The 21,429-nt window shown below is 73.3% G+C and carries 8 protein-coding genes, 1 tRNA gene and 2 pseudogenes; 7 read left to right on the plus strand and 4 right to left on the minus strand.

All coding sequences use genetic code 11. The features are described 5' to 3' along the window. Positions 1-24 precede the first annotated feature (24 nt). Positions 25-1,590 carry an amino acid adenylation domain-containing protein gene (locus tag ACZ4Z1_RS11905; protein ID WP_468486439.1) on the plus strand — a complete coding sequence of 522 codons (1,566 nt, stop codon included), beginning with the start codon at positions 25-27 and terminating at the stop codon, positions 1,588-1,590. Positions 1,591-1,600: 10 nt separating this feature from the next. On the opposite strand, the gene ACZ4Z1_RS11910 is transcribed toward ACZ4Z1_RS11905, so the two are convergent. Continuing rightward, positions 1,601-2,350: a 4'-phosphopantetheinyl transferase family protein gene (locus tag ACZ4Z1_RS11910; protein WP_468486440.1), complete on the minus strand. Its 750-nt coding sequence runs from the start codon at positions 2,348-2,350 to the stop codon at positions 1,601-1,603. 180 nt (positions 2,351-2,530) lie between these two features. On the opposite strand from ACZ4Z1_RS11910, the pseudogene ACZ4Z1_RS11915 reads away from it, so the two are divergent. Both ACZ4Z1_RS11915 and ACZ4Z1_RS11920 read left to right on the plus strand, forming a co-directional pair. Next, positions 2,531-13,174, plus strand: a pseudogene (locus ACZ4Z1_RS11915) (amino acid adenylation domain-containing protein); the annotation flags it as partial. 69 nt (positions 13,175-13,243) lie between these two features. Beyond that, entirely contained in the window at positions 13,244-13,714 is a 471-nt protein-coding gene (locus tag ACZ4Z1_RS11920; protein ID WP_468486441.1) for an MSMEG_6728 family protein, read from the plus strand. 67 nt (positions 13,715-13,781) lie between these two features. Here ACZ4Z1_RS11920 and ACZ4Z1_RS11925 read toward each other — a convergent pair whose 3' ends face one another. Together ACZ4Z1_RS11925 and ACZ4Z1_RS11930 are read right to left on the minus strand one after the other, a co-directional pair. Beyond that, positions 13,782-13,910: a hypothetical protein gene (locus ACZ4Z1_RS11925; RefSeq protein WP_468486442.1), complete on the minus strand. Its 129-nt coding sequence runs from the start codon at positions 13,908-13,910 to the stop codon at positions 13,782-13,784. Positions 13,911-14,210: 300 nt separating this feature from the next. Further along, a pseudogene (locus ACZ4Z1_RS11930) lies at positions 14,211-14,742 on the minus strand (P-loop NTPase family protein); the annotation flags it as partial. A gap of 86 nt (positions 14,743-14,828) precedes the next feature. On the opposite strand from ACZ4Z1_RS11930, the gene ACZ4Z1_RS11935 reads away from it, so the two are divergent. Continuing rightward, entirely contained in the window at positions 14,829-16,502 is a 1,674-nt protein-coding gene (locus ACZ4Z1_RS11935; protein ID WP_468486443.1) for an SWIM zinc finger family protein, read from the plus strand. Between the two features lie 1,132 nt (positions 16,503-17,634). Here the strand turns inward: ACZ4Z1_RS11935 and ACZ4Z1_RS11940 are convergent. Continuing rightward, positions 17,635-17,706 (minus strand) — tRNA-Arg (locus ACZ4Z1_RS11940). Positions 17,707-17,896: 190 nt separating this feature from the next. Here ACZ4Z1_RS11940 and ACZ4Z1_RS11945 point away from each other — a divergent pair. From ACZ4Z1_RS11945 to lysA, 3 genes are all read left to right on the plus strand, one after another. Then, on the plus strand, positions 17,897-18,421 hold the full coding sequence (locus tag ACZ4Z1_RS11945; RefSeq protein ID WP_468486444.1) for a response regulator: 525 nt from the start codon (positions 17,897-17,899) through the stop codon (positions 18,419-18,421). A gap of 97 nt (positions 18,422-18,518) precedes the next feature. Then, a complete protein-coding gene (gene nrtL / locus ACZ4Z1_RS11950) occupies positions 18,519-19,700 on the plus strand; it encodes an ArgS-related anticodon-binding protein NrtL (protein ID WP_468486445.1) in 1,182 nt (393 codons plus the stop codon). Positions 19,701-19,869: 169 nt separating this feature from the next. Continuing rightward, the gene (gene lysA / locus ACZ4Z1_RS11955) at positions 19,870-21,261 is read left to right on the plus strand and encodes a diaminopimelate decarboxylase (RefSeq protein WP_468486446.1); all 1,392 of its coding nucleotides are present in this window, start codon (positions 19,870-19,872) and stop codon (positions 21,259-21,261) included. The last annotated feature ends 168 nt before the right edge of the window (positions 21,262-21,429 follow it).

Genomic DNA, 21,429 nt, shown 5'->3' on the forward strand with positions numbered 1-21,429 from the left:
GAGCCCGTCCCCGTGGAGCCCGCCTTGGAAGACCGCACCCTCTACCAGTGGTTCGCCGACTCCGCCCGCCGGTGGCCGGACGCCCCGGCCCTCGAACTGGGCGAGCAGACCCTGACCTACGGCGAACTGCACCGCAGGGCGCTGGCCCTGGCGGCCCGCGTCCTGGACGGGCAGCCCGCCACCGAGGGGCCCGCGCGCCCGCCGGCCCGGATCGCGCTGGTCGCCTCCCGGACGGTGGCCGCGTACGTGGCGTACCTGGCCGTGCAGCGCCTCGGCTCCTCCGCCGTCCCGCTCAACGCCGACCACCCGCTGCCCCGCAACCTCGACATCGCGCGCCGCGCCGGAGTCGGCGCCGTCCTCGTCGGCGAGCAGCACCGCGACACGTTCGCCGGGCTGACGGCGGACTTCCGGCCCGCCGTGACCGTCGTACCGACGGACGGCGACGGCCTCCCGGACCCGCCCGCCGACGCGCTGCCCGCCCACCACGGCGACCCGGAGCGCGAGGCGTACCTGCTGTTCACCTCCGGCTCCACCGGCCGCCCCAAGGGCGTGCCGATCCGCCACCGCAACGTCTCCCCGTACGTGGCGTACAACATCGCCCGCTACGAGGCGGGTCCCGGCTGCCGGTTCTCGCAGACCTTCGGCCTGACCTTCGACCCGTCCGTGTACGACCTGTTCGTCGCGTGGGGCTCCGGCGCCACCGTCGTCGTACCGGACCAGGACGAGCTGTACCGGCCCGTGGACTACGTGGTGCGCCGCCGGCTCACCCACTGGTTCTCCGTACCGTCGCTGGTCACCACCGCCGAGCGGTACGGCAACCTGCCGCTCGGCCAGGTCACCACGCTGCGCCACAGCTGCTTCAGCGCGGAACCGGTCACCGTCCAACTCACCGCGCTGTGGCGCGAGGTCGCGCCCGGCAGCCGTATCCACAACCTCTACGGGCCGACCGAACTGACCATCACCTGCACCGACCACGAACTCCCCGACGGAGGGTCCGCCGCGTCGGGCAGCGCCAACGGCACGGTGCCCATCGGGCAGCCGTACCCGCACATGGAAGCCGTCCTCCTGGACGAGGAGGGGCAGCCCTGCGACGACGGTGAACTGTGCGTGCGCGGCGCCCAGCGCTTCGACGGCTACCTGGACCCGGCCGACAACGCCGGACGGTTCGTCCACCACGAGCCGGGCGCGCCCGCCGTCCCGTACGACGGCACCGGACCGCTCACCCGCGCCCACTGGTACCGCACCGGCGACCGGGTCCGCCGGGAGGACGGCCGGCTGGTGCACCGCGGCCGGCTGGACAACCAGGTCAAGATCATGGGGCACCGGGTGGAGCTGGGCGAGGTGGAGGCCGCGATGCGGCGCCACCCCGAGGTGAGCGAGGCGGCCGTGGTGGTCGTCGAGGTCAAGGACGAGGTGCGCCTGCTGGCGGCCTACCTGGGCAAGGAGATGCGGGCACACGAGTTCAGCCACTGGCTGCGGCAGCACGTACCGCTGCACATGGTGCCGCGCCGCATCCGGCGCCTGGAGGAGCTGCCGCACAACGACAACGGCAAGCTGAACCGGCAGCGGCTCGCCGAGCTGCTGGCGTGAGGGGCGGCGGTCAGATGCTCCGGCCCAGGTCAGCAGGGTGTTCCGGACCGGTGTGCGGGACCGCCGCGCCGATCCGGGGCATCGCCGTGCTCACCACGGCGGCGACGGCGTCCCGGCGGGTGTCGGTGTGGTCGAGCACGTACAGGCCGCCGTGGCGGTACGGGGCGTGCTGCGGGCCGTCGGTGCCCGTTCCGCCGGCGCCGGTCGCGTCGGGCAGGCCCGCCAGGTCCACGGCGGCCAGCCCGCCCAGCGTGGCCCTGCCCAGCTTGACGAAGCACTCCTTGCGGACCCACTGGCGCAGGAAGTACGCGTCCGGGTCGGCGTGTCCGCGCATCGCCGCCCGCTCGGCCGCGCTCAGCACCCGGCCCGCCGCACCCCGCACACTGTCCGGCAGCGTCCGCCGCTCCACGTCCACGCCGACCGGCTCGTGGCCCGCCGCCGCGGCCACCACGCCCGTCGTGTGCGACAGGCTCACGGAGACCTGCGGGAGCCCGGCGAGGCCCGGTCTGCCGTGCTCGTCGGAGCCGCAGCCGGGGCACCGCTGTGCCAGTACGAGCGTGTCCGCCGGCCGGTCCAGCAGCCGGGCGGCGCAGAGCCGCACCAGGACGTGCGCGGCGATGAAGTCGGCCCGCGGGCCCGCGGTCAGGAACGCGTCCGCGCGCCGCCGCTCGACGACGGTGAGCAGCCGCTCGTACGCCGGGACCGCCCCCAGTACCTCGTCCGTACCCGCCACCAGCGCCAACGGCTGTCCGCTTGCCACGGAGAGCACCTTTCCAGAGCGGCCACGCACCGGGCAAGGCACCCCGATTCCCGCATCCGTGACCGCTCCCGCACCCGCTTTCGCACCTTTTGAACGGCCCGCTCCAGGCGCCGGCCGACGAGTGGAGGACCAGTGAACGACACGACGCAGGCGGCGTTTTTTGCCGCGCCCTTCCCGGACCTCTTCGCCCGGCAGGTGGCCCGCACCCCGGACGCCACGGCGCTGGTCTTCGAGGACACGACGCTGTCGTACCGGGAGCTGGACGCGCGGGCCAACCGCCTGGCGCACTGGCTCGCCGAGCGGGGCGTCGGCCCGGAGACCCGGGTGGCGCTGGTCCTGCCACGCTCGGTGGAGCTGGCGGTCGCGCTGCTCGCCGTCCTGAAGGCGGGCGGCGCGTACGTCCCCGTCGACCCGGAATACCCGCAGGCGCGCCGCGCCTTCCTCCTCGACGACGCGGCCCCCGTCCTCGTCCTCGACGAGGAGACCCTGCCCCGCGACCTGTCCGGCCGCCCCGCGACCGGCCCCGAAGTGCGCCTCACCCCCGGCCATGCCGCGTACGTCATCTACACCTCCGGCTCGACGGGCGTCCCCAAGGGCGTCGTCGTCCCGCACGCGGGCCTCGCCGGGCTGGCGGCCGCGCACGCCGAGCGGTTCGCGGTGACGGCCGAGAGCCGCGTCCTGCAGTTCGCCTCGCCCAGCTTCGACGCGTCCGTCGCGGAGATCTGCGCCGCCTGGCTGACCGGCGCCGCCCTCGTGATGGCGCCCGCCGCCCGCCTGCTGCCCGGCGCGGGACTCGCGGAACTGGTCGCCGCACAGCGCGTCACCAACGCCACCCTGCCGCCCTCCGTGCTGGCGGCGCTCCCGCCGCACACCACCCTGCCGGAGATCACCGCGCTGGCGGTGGCGGGCGAGGCCTGCCCGCCGGACGTGGTCGAACGCTGGTCGGCCGGTCGGCGCCTGGTCAACGCCTACGGCCCGACGGAGACCACGGTCTGCGCGACGGTGGGCGAACCGCTGTCCGGCCGTGTGGTGCCCGCGCTCGGCACGCCGATCGCCGACGTGTCCCTGTACGTGCTCGACACGGCGCTGCGCCCGGTGCCGGCCGGTGGCACCGGCGAACTCTACGTCACCGGCACCGGCCTGGCCCGCGGCTACCTCGGCCGCTCCGCGCTGACCGCGGAACGCTTCGTCGCGAGCCCCTTCGGACCGTCGGGCGCCCGGATGTACCGCACGGGCGACATGGTGCGCCGCCGGGACGACGGCGAGCTGGAGTTCGTCGGCCGCGCCGACGACCAGGTCAAGGTACGCGGCCACCGCGTCGAGCCGGGCGAGGTCGAGCAGGTGCTCGGCGCACACTCGGCAGTCGGGCAGGCCGTGGTCGCCGCCCGCGAGGACCGGCCCGGCGACGTACGCCTGGTCGGCTACGTCGTGCCGTCCGACAGTCCCGCGCCGGACGCCGGGGCCGACGCGCACCAGGTCGGCGAGTGGCAGGAGATGCACGACCTGGTCTATGCCGACGAGGCCAAGGCACACGACGACGAGCCGCCGTTCGGCGAGGACTTCAGCGGCTGGAACAGCAGCTACGACGGCACCCCGATCCCCGTGGCGCAGATGCGCGACTGGCGCGCCGAGACCGTACGGCGCATCCTCGCGCTCCGGCCCCGCCGGGTCCTGGAGATGGGCGTCGGCAGCGGCCTGCTGCTCTCACAGGTGGCGCCCGCCTGCGAGGCGTACTGGGGCGCGGACTTCTCGGCCCCGGCCGTCGAGCGGCTGCGCCGCCAGGTCGCCGCCGTGCCGGAACTGGCCGGCAAGGTCGAGCTGAGCTGCCGGCCCGCCGATGTGACCGACGGGCTGCCCACCGGCTACTTCGACACCATCGTGATCAACTCGGTCACCCAGTACTTCCCCAACGCCGCCTACTTCCTGCGCGTCCTGCGCCGCGCCGTGGACCTGCTGGCCCCCGGCGGCCGGGTCTTCGTCGGCGACATCCGCAACCGGCGCCTGCTGCGGCTCTTCCGTACCGCCGTCGAGCTGCACCGGGCCGGCGCGGACGCGGAGCCGGCCGCCCTCGCCGCGACGATCGACCAGAGCGTCCGGCTGGAGAAGGAACTCCTGGTCGACCCGGACTTCTTCGCGGCCCTGCCCGCCGAACTCCCGGACGTGACGGGCACCGGCCTCCAGCTCAAGGGCACCCGCCACCACAACGAGCTGACCCGCCACCGCTACGACGCCGTGCTGCACAAGCGGCCCGCCCGTACGGTCTCCTTCGCCGACGTCCCGGCCCTGGCCTGGGGCCGGGACGTGACCGACGAGACCGGCCTCGAACAGGCCCTGCGCGACCGGCCCGGACAGCGGCTGCGCCTGACCGGGGTGCCCAACCCGCGCCTGGCGGGCGAGGCGGCGGCCGAGGCCGCCGTCACGGCGGGCCTGCCGGTGCGCGAGGCCCGCGCCCGGCTGGCCGCCACCGACGCCACCGCCGGAGCCGAACCGGAGGAGATCACCGCACTGGGCGCCCGCCTCGGCCTGTGGACGGCCGTCACCTGGGCGCCGGACAGCCCGGAGGGCCAGTACGACGTGCTCTTCGCGCCGCAGGAGGACCTCGCCTCGGCGGCCCCGGTCGGCCTCTGCCGCCCGGCCGGCGACCTCACCGGCCCCCTCGCCGGCCACACCACCGACCCCGGCACGGCCCTGAACACCGCCGCCCTGGTCACCGACCTCCACCGCTACCTGCGCGACCGGCTGCCCGCCCACCTCGTCCCCTCCGCCCTCGTCGCCCTGGACACCCTGCCGCTGACACCCAACGGCAAGGTCGACCGCGCCGCGCTGCCCGCGCCCGACCTGGCCCACCTCGGCGACGGGGCCGGCGGCCGGGCGCCGCGCACCCCGCGCGAGGGCGTGCTGTGCGAGCTGTACGCCGACATCCTCGGCGTGCCGCGGGTCGGCATCGACGACAACTTCTTCACCCTGGGCGGCCACTCGCTGCTCGCCACCCGTCTGATCGGCCGCATCCGCACCGCCCTGGACGTCGACCTGCCGATCACCGCCGTGTTCGAGGCGCCCACGGTCGCCGGGCTCGCCGAGCACGTCGACGCCGCCGCCTCCGGGGGCCGCCCGGCCCTGCGGCCGCAGCCGCGCCCCGACGTGCTGCCGCTGTCGTACGCCCAGCGCCGCCTGTGGTTCCTGCACCGGCTGGAGGGCCCGAGCGCCACGTACAACGTCCCGACGGCGCTGCACCTGTCCGGCGAGCTGGACCACGACGCGCTGCGCGCCGCGCTGGGCGACCTGCTCGTCCGGCACGAGAGCCTGCGCACGGTCTTCCACGAGACGGCCACCGGCACCCCCCGCCAGGTCGTCCTCGCCCCCGAAGACCTGGACGGTCTGCCGTCCGTCTTCTCCGTGGTGCACACCGACCCCGACGACGTACGGCGCCTGCTGCACGAGGCCACCCGCCACGCCTTCGACATCGCCACCGAACTGCCGCTCCGCGCCACCCTGTTCCGGACCGGCCCCGACGAGCACGTGCTGCTGCTGTTGCTGCACCACATCGCCGGTGACGGCTGGTCGTCGGCGCCGCTCTCGCGCGACCTGGCGGCGGCGTACGACGCGCGGCGCCAGGGCCGGGCCCCGCAGTGGGCCCCGCTGCCGGTCCAGTACGCCGATTACACCCTCTGGCAGCGGGGCTTCCTCGGTGACCCGCAGGACCCGGCCAGTGTCCAAGCGCGGGAACTCGCTTATTGGACGCGGCAGCTGAGCGGCATCCCCGAGGAGATCGCGCTCCCGTACGACCGCCCGCGCCCCCGGCGCGCGACCTACCGGGGCGACGCGTTCGGCCTGGACCTGCCCGCCGGCCTGCACGCGAACCTGCACGCCCTGGCGCGCGACACCGGCACCAGCCTGTTCATGATCGTGCAGGCGGGCCTGGCGGCCCTGCTCACCCGCCTCGGCGCCGGCACCGACATCCCGCTCGGCAGCCCCGTCGCGGGCCGCACCGACCAGGCCCTGGACGACCTGGTGGGCTTCTTCGTCAACACCCTCGTGCTGCGGACGGACACCTCCGGCAACCCGACCTTCCGCGACCTGCTGCGCCGCGTCCGCGACACCGACCTCGCCGCCTGGTCCCACCAGGACCTGCCCTTCGAGCAGCTGGTGGAAGCCCTCAACCCGGTGCGGTCGGCGGGCCGCCAGCCCCTGTTCCAGGTGGTCGCCGCCGTACAGAACGCCCCCGAGGGCGGCTTCGACCGGCTCGGCGTGCGCACCCGCTCCGAACTGCTCAGCACCGGCACCGCCAAGTACGACCTCTTCTTCAGCCTTTGGGAGCGCCAGGGCCCGCAGGGCGAACCGCTCGGCCTGGACGGCTTCGTCGAGTTCAGCACCGACCTCTTCGACCGCTCCACGGTCGCCACGCTCGCCGCCCAGCTCGTCCGCGTCCTGGAGACGGCCGCCGCCACGCCGGACGTGCCCCTCGCCCACCTCGACGTGCTGACCACCGAGGAGCACGAGCGGCTGCGGCGGGACGCGTCGGCCGCCCGTCCCGCGGTCCGGCACAGCACGCTGCCCGAACTCTTCGCGGAGCAGGTGGCCCGTACGCCGGACGCCACGGCGCTGGTCCACGAGGACACCGCACTCTCGTACGCCGAGCTGAACGCGCGCGCCAACCGCCTGGCGCACTGGCTGACCGGCCAGGGCGTGGGCCCGGAGGCACTGGTGGCCGTGGTGCTGCCGCGCTCGGCCGAACTGGCCGTCGCACTGCTCGCCGTCCTGAAGGCGGGCGGCGCGTACGTGCCCGTCGACCCGGACTATCCCGCCGAACGGCGCGAGTTCGTCCTGGCCGACGCCGCACCCGTCCTCGTCCTGGACGCCGAGGCGATGCGCCGCGACCTGTCGGACCTGTCGGCGTATCCGGACACCGACCCCGCGACCGGCCTGCGTCCGGCCCACCCGGCGTACGTGATCCACACCTCCGGCTCGACCGGCACCCCCAAGGGCGTCGTGGTCTCCCACACCGGCCTCGCCGCGCTGGCGGCCTCGCAGGCCGAGCGGTTCGCGGTGACGGGGGAGAGCCGGGTGCTGCAGTTCGCCTCACCCAGCTTCGACGCGTCGGTCTCCGAGATGTGCGTGACCTGGCTGTCGGGCGCCGCCCTGGTCATGGCACCGGGGGAGCGGCTGCTGCCGGGCGCGGGCCTGGAGGACCTGCTCGCCGGGCAGCGCGTCACCCATGCCACCCTGCCGCCGTCGGTCCTGGCCGCCCTGCCGCCGCGGGCGACGCTGCCCGGTGTCACCTCGCTGGTCGTGGCGGGCGAGGCCTGCTCCGCCGACCTGGTGGAGCGCTGGTCGTCCGGCCGCCGCATGGTCAACGCGTACGGCCCGACCGAGGCCACCGTGTGCGCCACGGTCGGCGAACCGCTGGCCGGCCGGACGCTGCCCGCGCTGGGCGCGCCGATCGGCGACGTACGGCTGTTCGTGCTCGACGCGCTGCTGCGGCCGGTGCCGGACGGCGCCGCGGGAGAGCTCTACCTCGCGGGCTCCGGCCTGGCCCGTGGCTACCTCGGGCGCTCCGCGCTGACCGCGGAGCGGTTCGTGGCCTGCCCGTTCGGGCCGTCGGGCGCGCGGATGTACCGTACCGGCGACCTGGTACGGCGCCGCGGCGACGGCGAGCTGGAGTTCGTCGGCCGCGTCGACGACCAGGTCAAGGTACGCGGCCACCGCGTCGAGCTGGGCGAGGTCGAGCAGGCGCTCGCCGCCCACCCGGCGGTACGGCAGGCCGCCGTGGCGGCGCGCCCCGACCGCACCGGCGACCTCCGCCTGACCGGTTACGTCGTGCCCGCCGAGGACGCGGCCCGGCAGACCCTCGCCGACGGCCTCCGCCGCGACCTGCTCGCCCGGCTGCCCGAGTACCTGGTCCCGTCCGTGATCACAGTGCTGGACGCGCTGCCGCTGACCCCGAACGGCAAGGTCGACCGCAAGGCGCTGCCCGCCCCCGACCCGGCCCGCACCGGCGCCGACGCGGGCGGCCGGGCGCCGCGCTCGCCGCAGGAGGAGATCCTGTGCGAGCTGTACGCCGACCTCCTGGGCGTCACCAGCGTGAGCATCGACGACAGCTTCTTCGCCCTCGGCGGCCACTCGCTGCTCGCCACCCGCCTGGTCAGCCGCGTCCGTGCCGTCCTCGGCGTGGAACTGCCCATCGCCGCCCTCTTCGAGGCCCCCACCGTCGAAGCCCTGGTGGAGCGCCTGGGCCTGTCCACCGCGCGTACCCGCAGCGCCCTGCGGCCCATGCCGCGCCCCGACGTGCTGCCGCTGTCGTACGCCCAGCGCCGCCTGTGGTTCCAGTACCGCCTCGAAGGCCCCAGCCCCACCTACAACATCCCCCTCATGCTGCGCATCGCGGGCCCGGTGGACGAGGACGCGCTGCGCGCCGCCCTCGGCGACCTGCTCGCCCGGCACGAGAGCCTGCGCACCGTCTTCCGCGAGACCGGCGGCACCCCGCAGCAGGTGATCCTGGACCCGGCCACCGACCCGGACGCCTTCGACATCCTCAGCGTCACCGAGGACGTGCCCGACGACCCGGAGGCGTTCCGCGCGCTCCTGAAGGAAGCCGCCCGGCACCGCTTCGACCTGACCGCCGACCTGCCGCTGTACGTGAAGCTCTTCCGCGCCGGGCCGGACGACAACGTCCTGCTCCTGCTGCTCCACCACGTCGCCGGTGACGGCTGGTCGATGGCGCCGCTCTCCCGCGACGTGGCGACCGCGTACGACGCGCGCCGCGCCGGACGGGCCCCGCGGTGGACGCCGCTGTCCGTCCAGTACGCGGACTACACCCTCTGGCAGCGGGACTTCCTCGGCGACCCCGAGGACACCGACAGCGTCTACGGACGCCAGATCGCCTACTGGCGCGAGCAGCTGAAGGGCATCCCCGAGGAGATCGCCCTGCCCTTCGACCGCCCGCGGCCGCAGCGCGCCTCCTTCCGCGGCGACTCCATCACCTGGGAGATCCCCGCACGGCTGCACCAGCGCCTGCACGCCCTCGCGGGCGAGACCGGCACCAGCCTCTACATGGTCCTCCAGGCGGGCCTGGCCACCCTGTTCACCCGGCTCGGCGCCGGCACCGACATCCCGCTCGGCAGCCCCGTCGCGGGCCGCACCGACCAGGCCCTCGACGACCACATCGGCTTCTTCGTCAACACCCTCGTGCTGCGGACCGACACCTCCGGCGACCCCACCTTCCGCGAGCTGCTCCAGCGCGTCCGCAGCACCGCCCTCGCCGGCTGGGCCCACCAGGACCTGCCCTTCGAGCAGCTCGTCGAGGCCCTGAACCCGGTCCGCTCGGCGGCCCGCAACTCCCTCTTCCAGACCATGCTCACCCTCGACAACGCGCCCGAAGGGGAGTTCACCCTCGGCGGCCACGCCGCCCACACCGAACCCGTCCACGTCGACGCCTCCCGCTTCGACATGTCGGTCTTCCTGACCGAACGGCGCGGCGCGCGCGGCGAACGCCCCGGCATGGACGGTGCGATCGAGTACAGCACCGACCTCTTCGACCGGCGTACGGTCGAGGCGCTGGCCGCCCGGTTCGTCGCCCTGCTCGACGCGGTGACCGCCGACCCCGACCAGTCGCTCGCCCACCTCGACGTGCTGACCGCCGACGAACGGGCCCTGCTGCTCGGCGAGGTCAACGCCACCGACCGGCCGGTCCTGCGCACCTCCCTCGCCGAGGCGTTCCAGGCCAGGGCGGCCGAAACACCGGACGCGCCCGCCCTCACCTTCGAGGGCACGACCCTTACCTACGCCGAACTGAACGCCCGAGCCAACCGCCTTGCCCGGCACCTGACCAGCGCGTACGGAGTCGGCGCCGAGAGCCGCGTCGCCGTCCTCCTGGACCGCTCCGCCGACCTGGTCGTCGCGATCCTCGCCGTCCTCAAGGCGGGCGGCGTGTACGTACCGCTCGACAAGCGCTACCCGGCCGCCCGGATGCGGCTGATCGCGGCCGAGACCGAGGCCGTCGTCGTCCTCACCCAGCAGGGCCTGCCGGCCTCCGCCTATCTCCCCGGCATCCCCGCCCTGGCCGTCGACGCCTGCGCGGAGACGGTGGCGGACCTGCCGGACAGGGACCCCGCCGGGCCGACGGCGTACGCCGACTCCGTCGCGTACGTCATGTACACCTCCGGCTCGACCGGCACCCCCAAGGGCATCGCCGTCACCCAGGGCGACGTGGTGGCCCTGGCCGCCGACCACTGCTGGGCCGAGGACGGACCGGACGGCGCCCGGCACACCGTGCTCGGCCACGCCTCCACCGCCTTCGACGCCTCCACCTTCGACCTGTGGGTGCCGCTCCTCAACGGCGGCCACCTCGTCATGGCCCCGCCCGGCGACCTCACCCCGGACGACTACCGGGACCTGCTCACCACCCACCGCATCACCGCGGTCCTCCTCACCACCGCCCTGTTCAACCTGCTCGCCGAGGAGTGCCCCGGCGCGCTCGCGGGCGTACGGCAGGTCTGGACGGGCGGCGAGGCGGCCTCCCCGTCCGCCGTACAGAAGATCCTCAACGCCTGCCCGGACACCCGTGTCCTCAATGTCTACGGGCCCACCGAGGTCACCATGTCCGCCACGTACCACGCGATGCGCGCACCGCAGCGGGTCGCCGGGACGGTCCCCATCGGCCGCCCCATGGACAACATGCGCGTCTACGTCCTCGACAGCGCCCTGCGCCCCGTCGCCCCCTCGGTGACCGGCGAACTCTACGTCGGCGGCACCGGACCGGCCCGCGGCTACCTCAACCGCCCCGGCCTCACCGCCGAACGCTTCGTCGCCGACCCCTTCGGCGCCCCCGGCGCCCGGATGTACCGCACCGGAGACCTGGTCCGCTGGACCGCGGACGGACAACTCGACTACATCGGCCGCGCCGACTCCCAGGTCAAGATGCGCGGCTTCCGCATCGAACTCGGCGAGATCGAGACCGTCCTGGACGCCCACCCCGCGGTCGCCCAGGCCACCGTCAACCTGCGCGAGATCACCCCGGGCGACGAACGCCTGGTCGCCCACCTCGTCCCCGTCTCCAAGGAGGCGTTCGACTCGACGGCCCTCCGCCGCCACCTGCGCGACCGGCTGCCCGCCTACATGGTGCCGTCCGCCCTCGTGGCGCTCGACACCATGCCGCTCACCCCGAACGGCAAGGTGGACCGCAAGGCCCTGCCCGCCCCCGACCCCCGCTCCGAACTCGGCGGACGCGGCCCCCGCTCCCCGAAGGAAGAGATCCTCTGCGGGCTGTACGCCGACGTGCTGCGCGTCCCCCGCGTCGGCATCGACGACAGCTTCTTCGTCCTGGGCGGCCACTCCCTGATGGCGACCCGCCTGATCAGCCGCATCCGCACCGCCCTCAACGTCGAACTGCCCATCGGCGCCCTCTTCGAGGCCCCCACCGTCGCGGCCCTCGTCCAGCGCCTGGACTCCACCACCGCCCAGGCCCGCCCGCCGGTGAAACCCGCCGTACGCCCCGACACCATCCCCCTCTCCTACGCCCAGCGTCGGCTCTGGTTCCTGCACCGCCTCGAAGGCCCCAGCCCCACCTACAACATCCCGCTCGCCCTGCGCTTCACCGGCAAGCTCGACCACGACGCGCTACGCGCCGCCATCGGCGACCTCGTCGCCCGGCACGAGAGCCTGCGCACCGTCTTCCCCCGCCGGGCCCGCGCCGCCCAGCAGATCATCCTGCCGCCGGACTCCGGCCGCGACCTCCTCACGGTCGTCGAGGCGGGCCCCGACGGCCTGGCCGCCGCCCTGCACGAAGCCGCCGCCCACTCCTTCGACATCACCACCGAACACCCCCTGCGCGCCACCCTCTTCCCGCTGGGCCCGGACGAGCACGTCCTGCTCCTGCTCCTGCACCACATCGCGGGCGACGGCTGGTCCATGGCGCCGCTCTCCCGCGACCTCGCCGCCGCCTACGACGCGCGCACCGCGGGCGAGGACCCGCAGTGGTCGCCGCTGCCCGTCCAGTACGCCGATTACACCCTGTGGCAGCAGGACTTCCTCGGCGACCCGGCCGACCCCGGAAGCACCTACAACCGGCAACTGGACTTCTGGCGCGATCAACTGGCCGGCCTCCCCGCGGAGATCCCGCTGCCCCTGGACCGGCCCCGCCCGGAGGTCACCACCTACCGCGGCGACATGTTCCCGATCCACCTCCCCGCCGACCTCCACCAGGGCCTGCACGCCCTGGCCGGCGACACCGGAACCAGCCTTTACATGGTCGTCCAGGCCGGCCTGTCGGCCCTGCTCACCCACCTCGGCGCCGGCACCGACATCCCCGTCGGCAGCCCCATCGCCGGCCGCACCGACCAGGCCCTGGACGACCTCGTCGGCTTCTTCGTCAACACCCTGGTCCTGCGGACGGACACCTCGGGCGACCCCACCTTCCGGGACCTCCTCGCCCGCGTCCGCGAGACCGACCTCGCGGCCTGGGCCCACCAGGACCTCCCTTTCGAACAGCTCGTGGAGGCCCTCAACCCGGCCCGCTCCACCGCCCGGCACCCCCTCTTCCAGACCCTCCTCACCCTCGACAACGCCCCCGAACGCCACTTCACCCTCGGCGGCAACCACGCCCGCCCCGAACCCGTGGACCTGGGCGTCGCCCACTTCGACCTGTCCTTCGGCCTCACGGAACAGCGCACGGCCCAGGGCACCCCCGAGGGCCTCGACGGCTTCGTGGAATACAACACGGACCTCTTCGAGCGGGAGACTGTGGAGGGGATGGCGGCGTCGCTGATCAGGCTGCTGACCGCGGCCGTCGCCGCTCCGGACGAACCGCTGTCCAAGCTGCTGCCGTAACGCCCGGCCACTGGGCCGGACGAAGCAACCGCCCCTGCGCCACCCCGGCGCAGGGGCTACACCTGTCCCATGCAGACCTTTCTCCCGTACCCGGACTTCGCCGCCTCCGCCGCCGTCCTCGACGCACGCCGGCTCGGCAAGCAGCGGGTGGAGACCATCCAGGTCCTGCGCGGCCTCACCGTCCCCGGTTACGGCTGGCGGCACCACCCGGCCGTACGCATGTGGACGGGCTACGAGGAGGCCCTGGTCCGCTACGGCCTCGAAATGTGCCGCGAATGGACCGACGCCGGCCGCCAGGACACCTGCGCCACCACCCTCACCCAGGACTTCACCGCCCACCGCCCCCGGGCCCCGGTCCGCTCCTACGCCGAACTGTCCGCGGCCGGCGACCTCCCGAAATGGCTGGGCGACCCGGCCTTCCACCGAAGCCACCAGTCGGCCCTGGTCACCAAAGCCCCTGAGCACTACCGCCCGCTGTTCCCCGACGTCCCGGAAGGCCTGCCGTACGTGTGGCCGTCATCCGACCGGGGGACGGCCTGAGGCGGCCCCCCCCGAGCCGCCGCATCGGAGCCGGTCAGGAGCCTCGGGAGCCGCCGCGCCGAGCCGGTCAGGAAGCCCGGCCGAGCCGCCGCATCGACCCGGCCATGAAGACCACCGCGACCAGCACCGCCGACATCGCGAGCACCACCGCCGGGGGCAGCCCCGCCGGCCGGCCCTCGGTCCGGATGGCGCCCATGAAGTCGAAGAGGGGCAGACCGTTGGCGACCGTGATGGGTACGCCTGAGGGTGCCCAGGGCCAGCGCCGGCGACGGAACGAACAGCGCACAGGCGGCCCAGCAGGAGACCCCCGCGAGGTCATCGGCGATGATCAGCCGGACCAGCGGCCCTGACCCACCACCGCCGTCAGCGTGGCGCCCGCCGTCTCATCGACGCCAGCTTTATCCCAGGATCACGGCCGCGGCCAGGGTCACCACATAGGCGGGCCGTCGTACCCGGTCCTTTAAGTCGGCGACCGCCAGGCCGCGGAGCACACGCGTCACCGGCTCACCCCGCCCGCCCGAGCCCGCAGCGACGGCCGGCCGGGTACGCCGGAACCACCGCCTCCACCAGCCCCGTCGGCAACGTGAAGATAAGCATCCTCAAGATCCGGAACGGCCCGCACCGCGCCTTCGTACGGCTGGGACGGGGCCAGCAACCGGACCTTCACTCCCTGCCCCGTGCGCACCATACGGCTGACGACGAACCGCGCCTGCACCCCCCGGACGGAGGCGGGGCCGACCAGGGCCTCCCACGCCTGCCCGTCCACCTCGTCCAGCAGCGCCTCCGGCGTGCCGCGACGCAGCAATCGCCCGTTCGCACCACCGCGATGTCGGAGGCCACCGACTCCACGTCGGAGACGATGTGGGTGAGAACATCACCACCCTGTCCGAGGCCGGACCGCTGAGCAGGTTACGGAACCGCACCCGCTCCTCCGGGGCGAGACCGGCCGTCGGCTCGTCCACGATGATGACCTGCGGGTCACCGAGCAGCACCTGCGCGATGCCCACCCGGCGCAGCATCCCACCGGCTTCCGGCGGATCGCCGGACCGGGCTGACCGGCGGGCGTAGGCTGACGGTCGTCACGAGCATGGCCGGAGCCGGGGTGGGAAGAGTCGTGGATGGCCTTACCGAGGCGAACCTCAGAGCGCTGGCCGGTGCCCGTTCCTTCGACCGTGGGCTTGGATACCTCGACGCGGTGTCGCGGATCGAGATCGGTGACGCATGGGTCACCGCGACCGTCCACGGTACGCAGCGGTACGAGGTGGAGCTGACCCTGAACGCGCCCGGGGGTGTGGCCGGCGAGTGCGACTGCCCATACGGCCTGGAGGGGAACTTCTGCAAGCACCTGGTCGCACTCGGGCTGGCCGTGCTCGCACAGCGGGAGAATCTGCCGCAGCAGCAGAAGGCGGCTCGGGAACGCGCAAAGGACCTCGGCGCTTGGCTGTTCGGCCTGTCCAGGGAAGAACTGCTCGCCCTCGTACAGGAACAGATCGCCGAGGACCGGCAGTTGCGCCGCGCCCTGGAGATGCGGGCCGCCAGCGCCCGCGGAGACCTGGCCGGGGTCCGGGCCCGCGTCCGTGAGCTGCTCGACATCGGCCCGTTCGCACAGTACGGGTACGTCGAATACGCCGATGCCCCTGCCTACTCCGACCAGGCCGGGCAAGCAGTGTCCGCGATCACGGCGCTGACCGGCTCGGGCCGGGCCGCCAATGCGATCGTCCTGGCACGGGAGGCGATGCGACTGCTGAGCGACGCGGTGGAGAGCGTCGACGACTCGGACGGATGGCTGGGCCAGGTCGGTGCGGAGCTCGCCGACGCCCACCACGAGGCATGCCGTGCGGCGCGCCCCGACCCGGAGGAGCTGGCTCGCTGGTTGGTCGGCCACGTGCTTGGTGACGCCGACGACCTCACCGGTATCGATCCGCTCGACTACGAGGACCTCCTCGGCGAACGGGGGATGACCGCCCTGCGGAATCTGGCGGTCGAGGCATGGCGGGGCAATCGCACCGGCTGGGCCGAGAAGTATCTGATGGAGCGCCTGGCCAAGGCGGGCGGCGATGTCGATGCGGTGATCGCTGTGCGCGCGGCTGACCTCGCACCGGACGGCCACACCCACCTGGTCATCGCCCAAGAACTGGACGCCGCGGGGCGGTCCGATGAGGCTCTGAACTGGGCGGAGCGTGGTATCCGAGAAGCCCGGGACCTCGCCTCCGTCGACTCCGCCCTCGTCGACCATCTCTCTGACCGCTACGCGCAGGCGGGCCGGCTTTCCGAATCCGTCGCCTTGCGCCGCGACCATTTCGGCGCCCGCCGCTCCCTGCTCGCCTACCGGCAACTGCGCGCCGCCGCGCGGGCCGCCGACTGCTGGCAGGCCGAGCGCGAGAGGGCGCTGGCCCTGCTGCGCACCGACGCCGGGCGGTGGCAGGACGGCTGGCACGGTGGCCCCGTCCTGGTCGATGCCTTGCTCGATGACCAGGACGTTGACGCCGCCTGGCGAGCTGCCACCGAAACCGGCGCCCACGAGCAGCAGTGGCGCACCCTCGCCGACCAAGCCCGTGCCGACCGCCCCGCCGCCGCGCTCGGCGTCTATCTGCGCTTGGCCGAGCCGCTCACCCGGCAGACCGGCAACGCGGTCTACGAGCAGCTCGTCAGCCTCCTGCTGAGCATCCGCGACTGTCACCGCCGCCTGGGTACGTTGGACGAGTTCGCCGCGTACGTCACCGCTTTGCGTGCTGCCCAGAAGCGCAAGCGCAATCTGATGCGCCTGATGGACGAACACGGGCTGTGAGTCAGAGCTCAGACGCTGTTCGGGGCGCCTGGCCACTGCCGTCCGGTGGATACAACTCCAGGTCGGGCTCCTCCTGCAAAATGCAGACCGATTCGGATGACATCAAGCACCCGGAAAGGCTCCTCCGCAGGAGGCGCTACGAGCAGGCCAGGGCATTCAGGGACGATCTGCTGACCTTGTGGCGCGACAGGACACGCAGCATCGGCTGATCGCGGCTGGTGAGGGGCTGGCGGCGGCATGCCCTTGGCCGCGTCCCTGGGCTGAGATCAGGTTGGTGGAACTCGCGGAGCGCGCCGAGCAGCAGAGGCGTCGGTCGGCGGGGATCTGCATTCCCCGGGCGCTCGTCGACGGAGCGGCGATCTCCGCCCTGCCCGCACCTGTGTTGACGCCGGATATCGCCTTCGAAGTCTTCGGCAGCGAAGCGTCTGAGGTGCTAGGGAAGGTATGGCGAGCGTGGTGTGCTCGTGCCGGGTGGGACGCCAAGCCGCTTGTCGATAGATACTGCCTCGGCAGCCCTTGAGGGACTGCACGCGGCTCTTGGGCGCCGCAGGAAGGGACGGGGGAGGCCGAGGAGTCGCTGGCGAAGCTGACTGTTGACTGAGCCCAGCGCTCCGGCCTCGCTGCGGTCGAGCAGTCGGCCGGACATCCGCGGCGTCCGATCGCGGTGCGGATACCCGCGCGGGGTCGGGCACCGCACGGAGAGGCCGTGTGCGAGCCGTTGACGCCGTGGGAGTTGCGGTCGTCGCTGACGGGTGCAGCACGGTGTCCTGAGTTGGCCAGTTGGCCGCCCTCCGACAGTTGCGGCGTTAGCGAAAGGCACACGTACCGTGCTCCGTTTGCACCATTTGATAAGTGTGCCAGGAAAGTAGCGGGTCAGCAGAGCCCAAGCTGGGTATTCGCGGGCCCGACGGGGTCGGCACGGTTTCTCGCCCCACGTGTAGCCCGCACATGCTCTCTCTGCCCTGCGTGCGGGACGGAGACTCTGTGGCTCTTCCGGACTGGGCGTAGCAAAGTGCCTGGTCAGCAGCCTGATGGGGGTCAATTGCACATGGCTTGGAAGGCCGTGTGCCTTTTGGTATGAACAAGAAAGGCCCTGACCGGCATTTCTACTGGTCAGGGCCTGGCACCGAAGTGCCCCCGGCAGGATTCGAACCTGCGCACACGGCTCCGGAGGCCGTTGCTCTATCCCCTGAGCTACGGGGGCGTGTCGGCCGTTGTTCGCGGCGACGGGTAGAACACTACCAGCTCTGACGGGGTGTTCATGAACGGGTTGGAGGAGGGGGGCGTAGCGCATGGGGGAGTGGGGGTGGGGGTGGTCGGGGAAAGGTCCCTCGCACGGGGCGGAAGTGGGGAAAACCCGGACGCAGCCGGAGGCGCGCGCCTAGTCTCAAGGTGTGCCTGGCTTGTCCGGCCGGGTCCTTGTGGTCGACGACAACAAGGTCATCCGGCAGTTGATCAGGGTCAACCTTGAGCTTGAGGGCTTCGAGGTCGTGACCGCGGCTGATGGTGCCGAGTGCCTGGAGATCGTGCATCGGGTCGCTCCGGACGTGGTGACGCTCGATGTGGTGATGCCCCGGCTCGACGGGCTGCAGACGGCGGCTCGGCTGCGGGCCGATCCGCTGACGCGGGGGATTCCCCTCGCCGTCGTCTCCGCCTGCACGCAGGCGGAGGTGGAGTGCGGGCAGGCGGTGGGGGTGGACGCGTTCCTGGCGAAGCCGTTCGAGCCCATGGATCTCGTACGTATGGTGCGGCGGCTGATGAGTGGTGGCGGGCAGCCGAGGGGCGAGGGGCCGGCCGGTGTGGATGCGGGCGGGGATGTGGATACGGGTGGGGGCGTGGGGAGCAGTGGGGGTGTGGAGGCGGGGGACTGTGCGGAGGGCGGGGGAGGCTCGGAGTCTGTGGTTCGGCCCGCGGGGTGAGGGTCTGAGGCGGTTACGGAGGGTGCGGGGCCGGCGGGGTGTCCGGTGGGTGAAACCTGGTGGCGGTGGGGGGCTGTTTCTCTCATAGGCTGGGGGCGTGACACCCGCTGAGCTCTCCCGCGCCGTCCTGCGCTCGCTGCGTGGCGCCGTGGCGGACGGCGAACTCTCCGTGACCGTTCCGGAGCGGGTCGTGGTGCGTGCGCCCATGCCGGGCGAGGGCGGGGGCGGTGAGGCGGATCTCGCGTGCAATGTCGCGTTGCAGGTCGCCAAGGAGGCCGGCCGCCCGCCGCGTGAGGTGGCGGGGGCGCTGCGGCAGCGGTTGGTGGGGGTGCCGGGGGTCGGGGGAGTGGAGATCGCCGGGGCCGGCTTCTTGAATGTGACGTTGACGGGGTCCGCCCGCGCCGAGCTCGTGAGGAGCGTTCTGGCGCAGGGGCGGGGGTACGGAGACGCCGGGGGAAGGGAACTGGGGCAGGTGCCGGGGCCCGGGAGTGCGCCGGTGGCCTTGCGGGCCGCGGACGGAGTGCGGGCTGCGGTCGTGGTCGAGGCGTTGGGGCGGATTCTGCCCGCGGGGGGGATGGCGGTCCGGGCCGGGGCCGGGGTGGAGCCGGGGGAGCCGCAGGGGCCGTACGGTCCGGAGGGCCCGGAGAGTCTGGAGGGCCCGCAGGATCAGCACGGTCCGCAGGTCGAGGTGATTCGGCCTAGGCCGGTGCGGATGGTGCCGTGCGAGGGAGGCTCCTCACATGCGGCGGCGCCCCGTTCTTCTTCGGCCGCCTCCCGCGAATGGCAGGACCTCACCGCCCGTCTCGGCCCCGACGAAGCCCGCTGGGTGCTGCTGCGGGCCGCGCAGCAGGATGCTGTGCGGCTTCCTGAGGGGCCGGTGCAGCGGGAGAGCAATGGGCGGTTCCGGGTGCAGTACGCGTATGCGCGTACGTGTGCGATGACGCGGAATGCCCGGGAGCTGGGGTTCGTCGCCGAGCCGGGGGGCGTAGGGGACGCAGGAGGCGGGCGGGAAGCCCGGGAGGTGTGGGCGGCGATCGCCGAGTATCCGGGTGTCGTCGAGGCCGCCGCGCGGCACCGGGCGCCCGACCGGGTCGCGCGGCATCTGGAAGTGACCGCCGACGCCTGGCTGCGCTGCCATGACGTGTGTCCGCCGCTGCCCGTCGGTGAGGAGAAACCCTCGGCCGTGCACCGTGCCCGGCTGGCCCTCGCCGAAGCCGCCGGAACGGTGCTCGCCAACGGCCTGCACCTGCTCGGCATCTCCACGCCGGAACGTCTGTGACCCGTCCGGCATCTCCACGCCCGAACGTCCGTGACCGCGCGACGGTATGCGGTCACCCGACAGTCCGTGACCGCGCGACCGTACGCGGTCACCCGAACGTCTGTGATCCATCCGGCGGCGCCGTACGCGCGGCGACGTCGTACCCGTACATGAGGGGAACCTCCACGCCATGAGCCGCTCCGCACACCCCGCAGGACCCCGTCACGGTGACGTGCTGCCCGAGGGGCACTACACCGCTCCGCCCGCCGACCTGAACGACCTCGATCCCCGGGTGTGGTCCCGTACGGTCCGCCGGGACGAGGACGGGGTGGTCACCGTCGGCGGGGTGGCCGTCACCGCTCTCGCCGAAGAATTCGGGACGCCCGCCTACTTCCTGGACGAGGACGACTTCCGGGCCCGGTGCCGGGCCTGGAAGGAGGCGTTCGGGGAGGGGGCGGACGTCTTCTACGCCGGGAAGGCCTTCCTGTCGCGGGCCGTGGTGCGCTGGCTGGCGGAGGAGGGGATGAATCTCGACGTGTGCAGCGGTGGGGAGCTGGCCACCGCGCTGGCGGCGGGGATGCCGGCCGAGCGGATCGCGCTGCACGGCAACAACAAGAGCGTCGACGAGATCACCCGGGCCGTGGAGGCGGGGGTCGGGCGGATCGTGCTGGACTCGTTCCAGGAGATCGCGCGGGTGGCGCACATCGCGGACCGGCTGGGCAAGCGGCAGCGGGTGCAGATCCGGGTGACGGTGGGCGTGGAGGCCCATACGCACGAGTTCATCGCCACCGCGCACGAGGACCAGAAGTTCGGCATCGCGCTGGCCGGCGGGCAGGCCGCGGAGGCCGTACGGCGGGTGCTGAAGCTGGACGGCCTGGAGCTGACCGGCATCCACTCGCACATCGGGTCGCAGATCTTCGACATGGCCGGGTTCGAGGTGTCGGCGCGCCGCGTGGTGCAGCTGCTGACCGAGGTACGGGACGAGCACGGCGTCGAGCTGCCGGAGATCGACCTGGGGGGCGGGCTCGGCATCGCGTACACCCCGGACGACGACCCGCGCGAGCCGCAGGAGATCGCCAAGGCGCTGGGCGACATCGTGACGCGCGAGTGCGCGGCGGCCGGGCTCGCCGTGCCGCGGCTCTCCGTGGAGCCGGGCCGCGCCATCGTCGGGCCGACCGCCTTCACCCTTTACGAGGTCGGCACGGTCAAGGAGCTGGACGGCCTGCGTACGTACGTCTCCGTCGACGGCGGCATGTCGGACAACATCCGTACGGCGCTGTACGACGCCGAGTACAGCGTGGCACTGGCCTCGCGCGCCTCGGACGCCCCGCCGATGCTCTCGCGGGTGGTCGGCAAGCACTGCGAGAGCGGCGACATCGTCGTACGGGACGCGTTCCTGCCCGCCGACGTGGCCCCCGGCGACCTGCTCGCCGTGCCCGCGACCGGCGCGTACTGCCGGTCGATGGCGAGCAACTACAACCACGCGCTGCGCCCGCCGGTGGTCGCGGTGCGGGAGGGGGCCGGGCGCGTCATCGTGCGGCGGGAGACGGAGGAGGACCTGCTCCGTCTCGACGTCGGGTGAGCGGCGCGGGCCGAGGGTGAGCGGCGAGGAGCGAGGGCGAGGGGCGGGTTCTGTCCGTACGGCCGGTCCGCCCCGCCCGGTGTCCACCACCCCCTCCCGGTGACCGACAATGGTGGAACAGATGTCTCGGCATCCGGACCGGGGCCGGAATTCCCGGTCCGGTGCGTG

It is taken from the genome of Streptomyces sp. NPDC030165 (assembly GCF_055573595.1).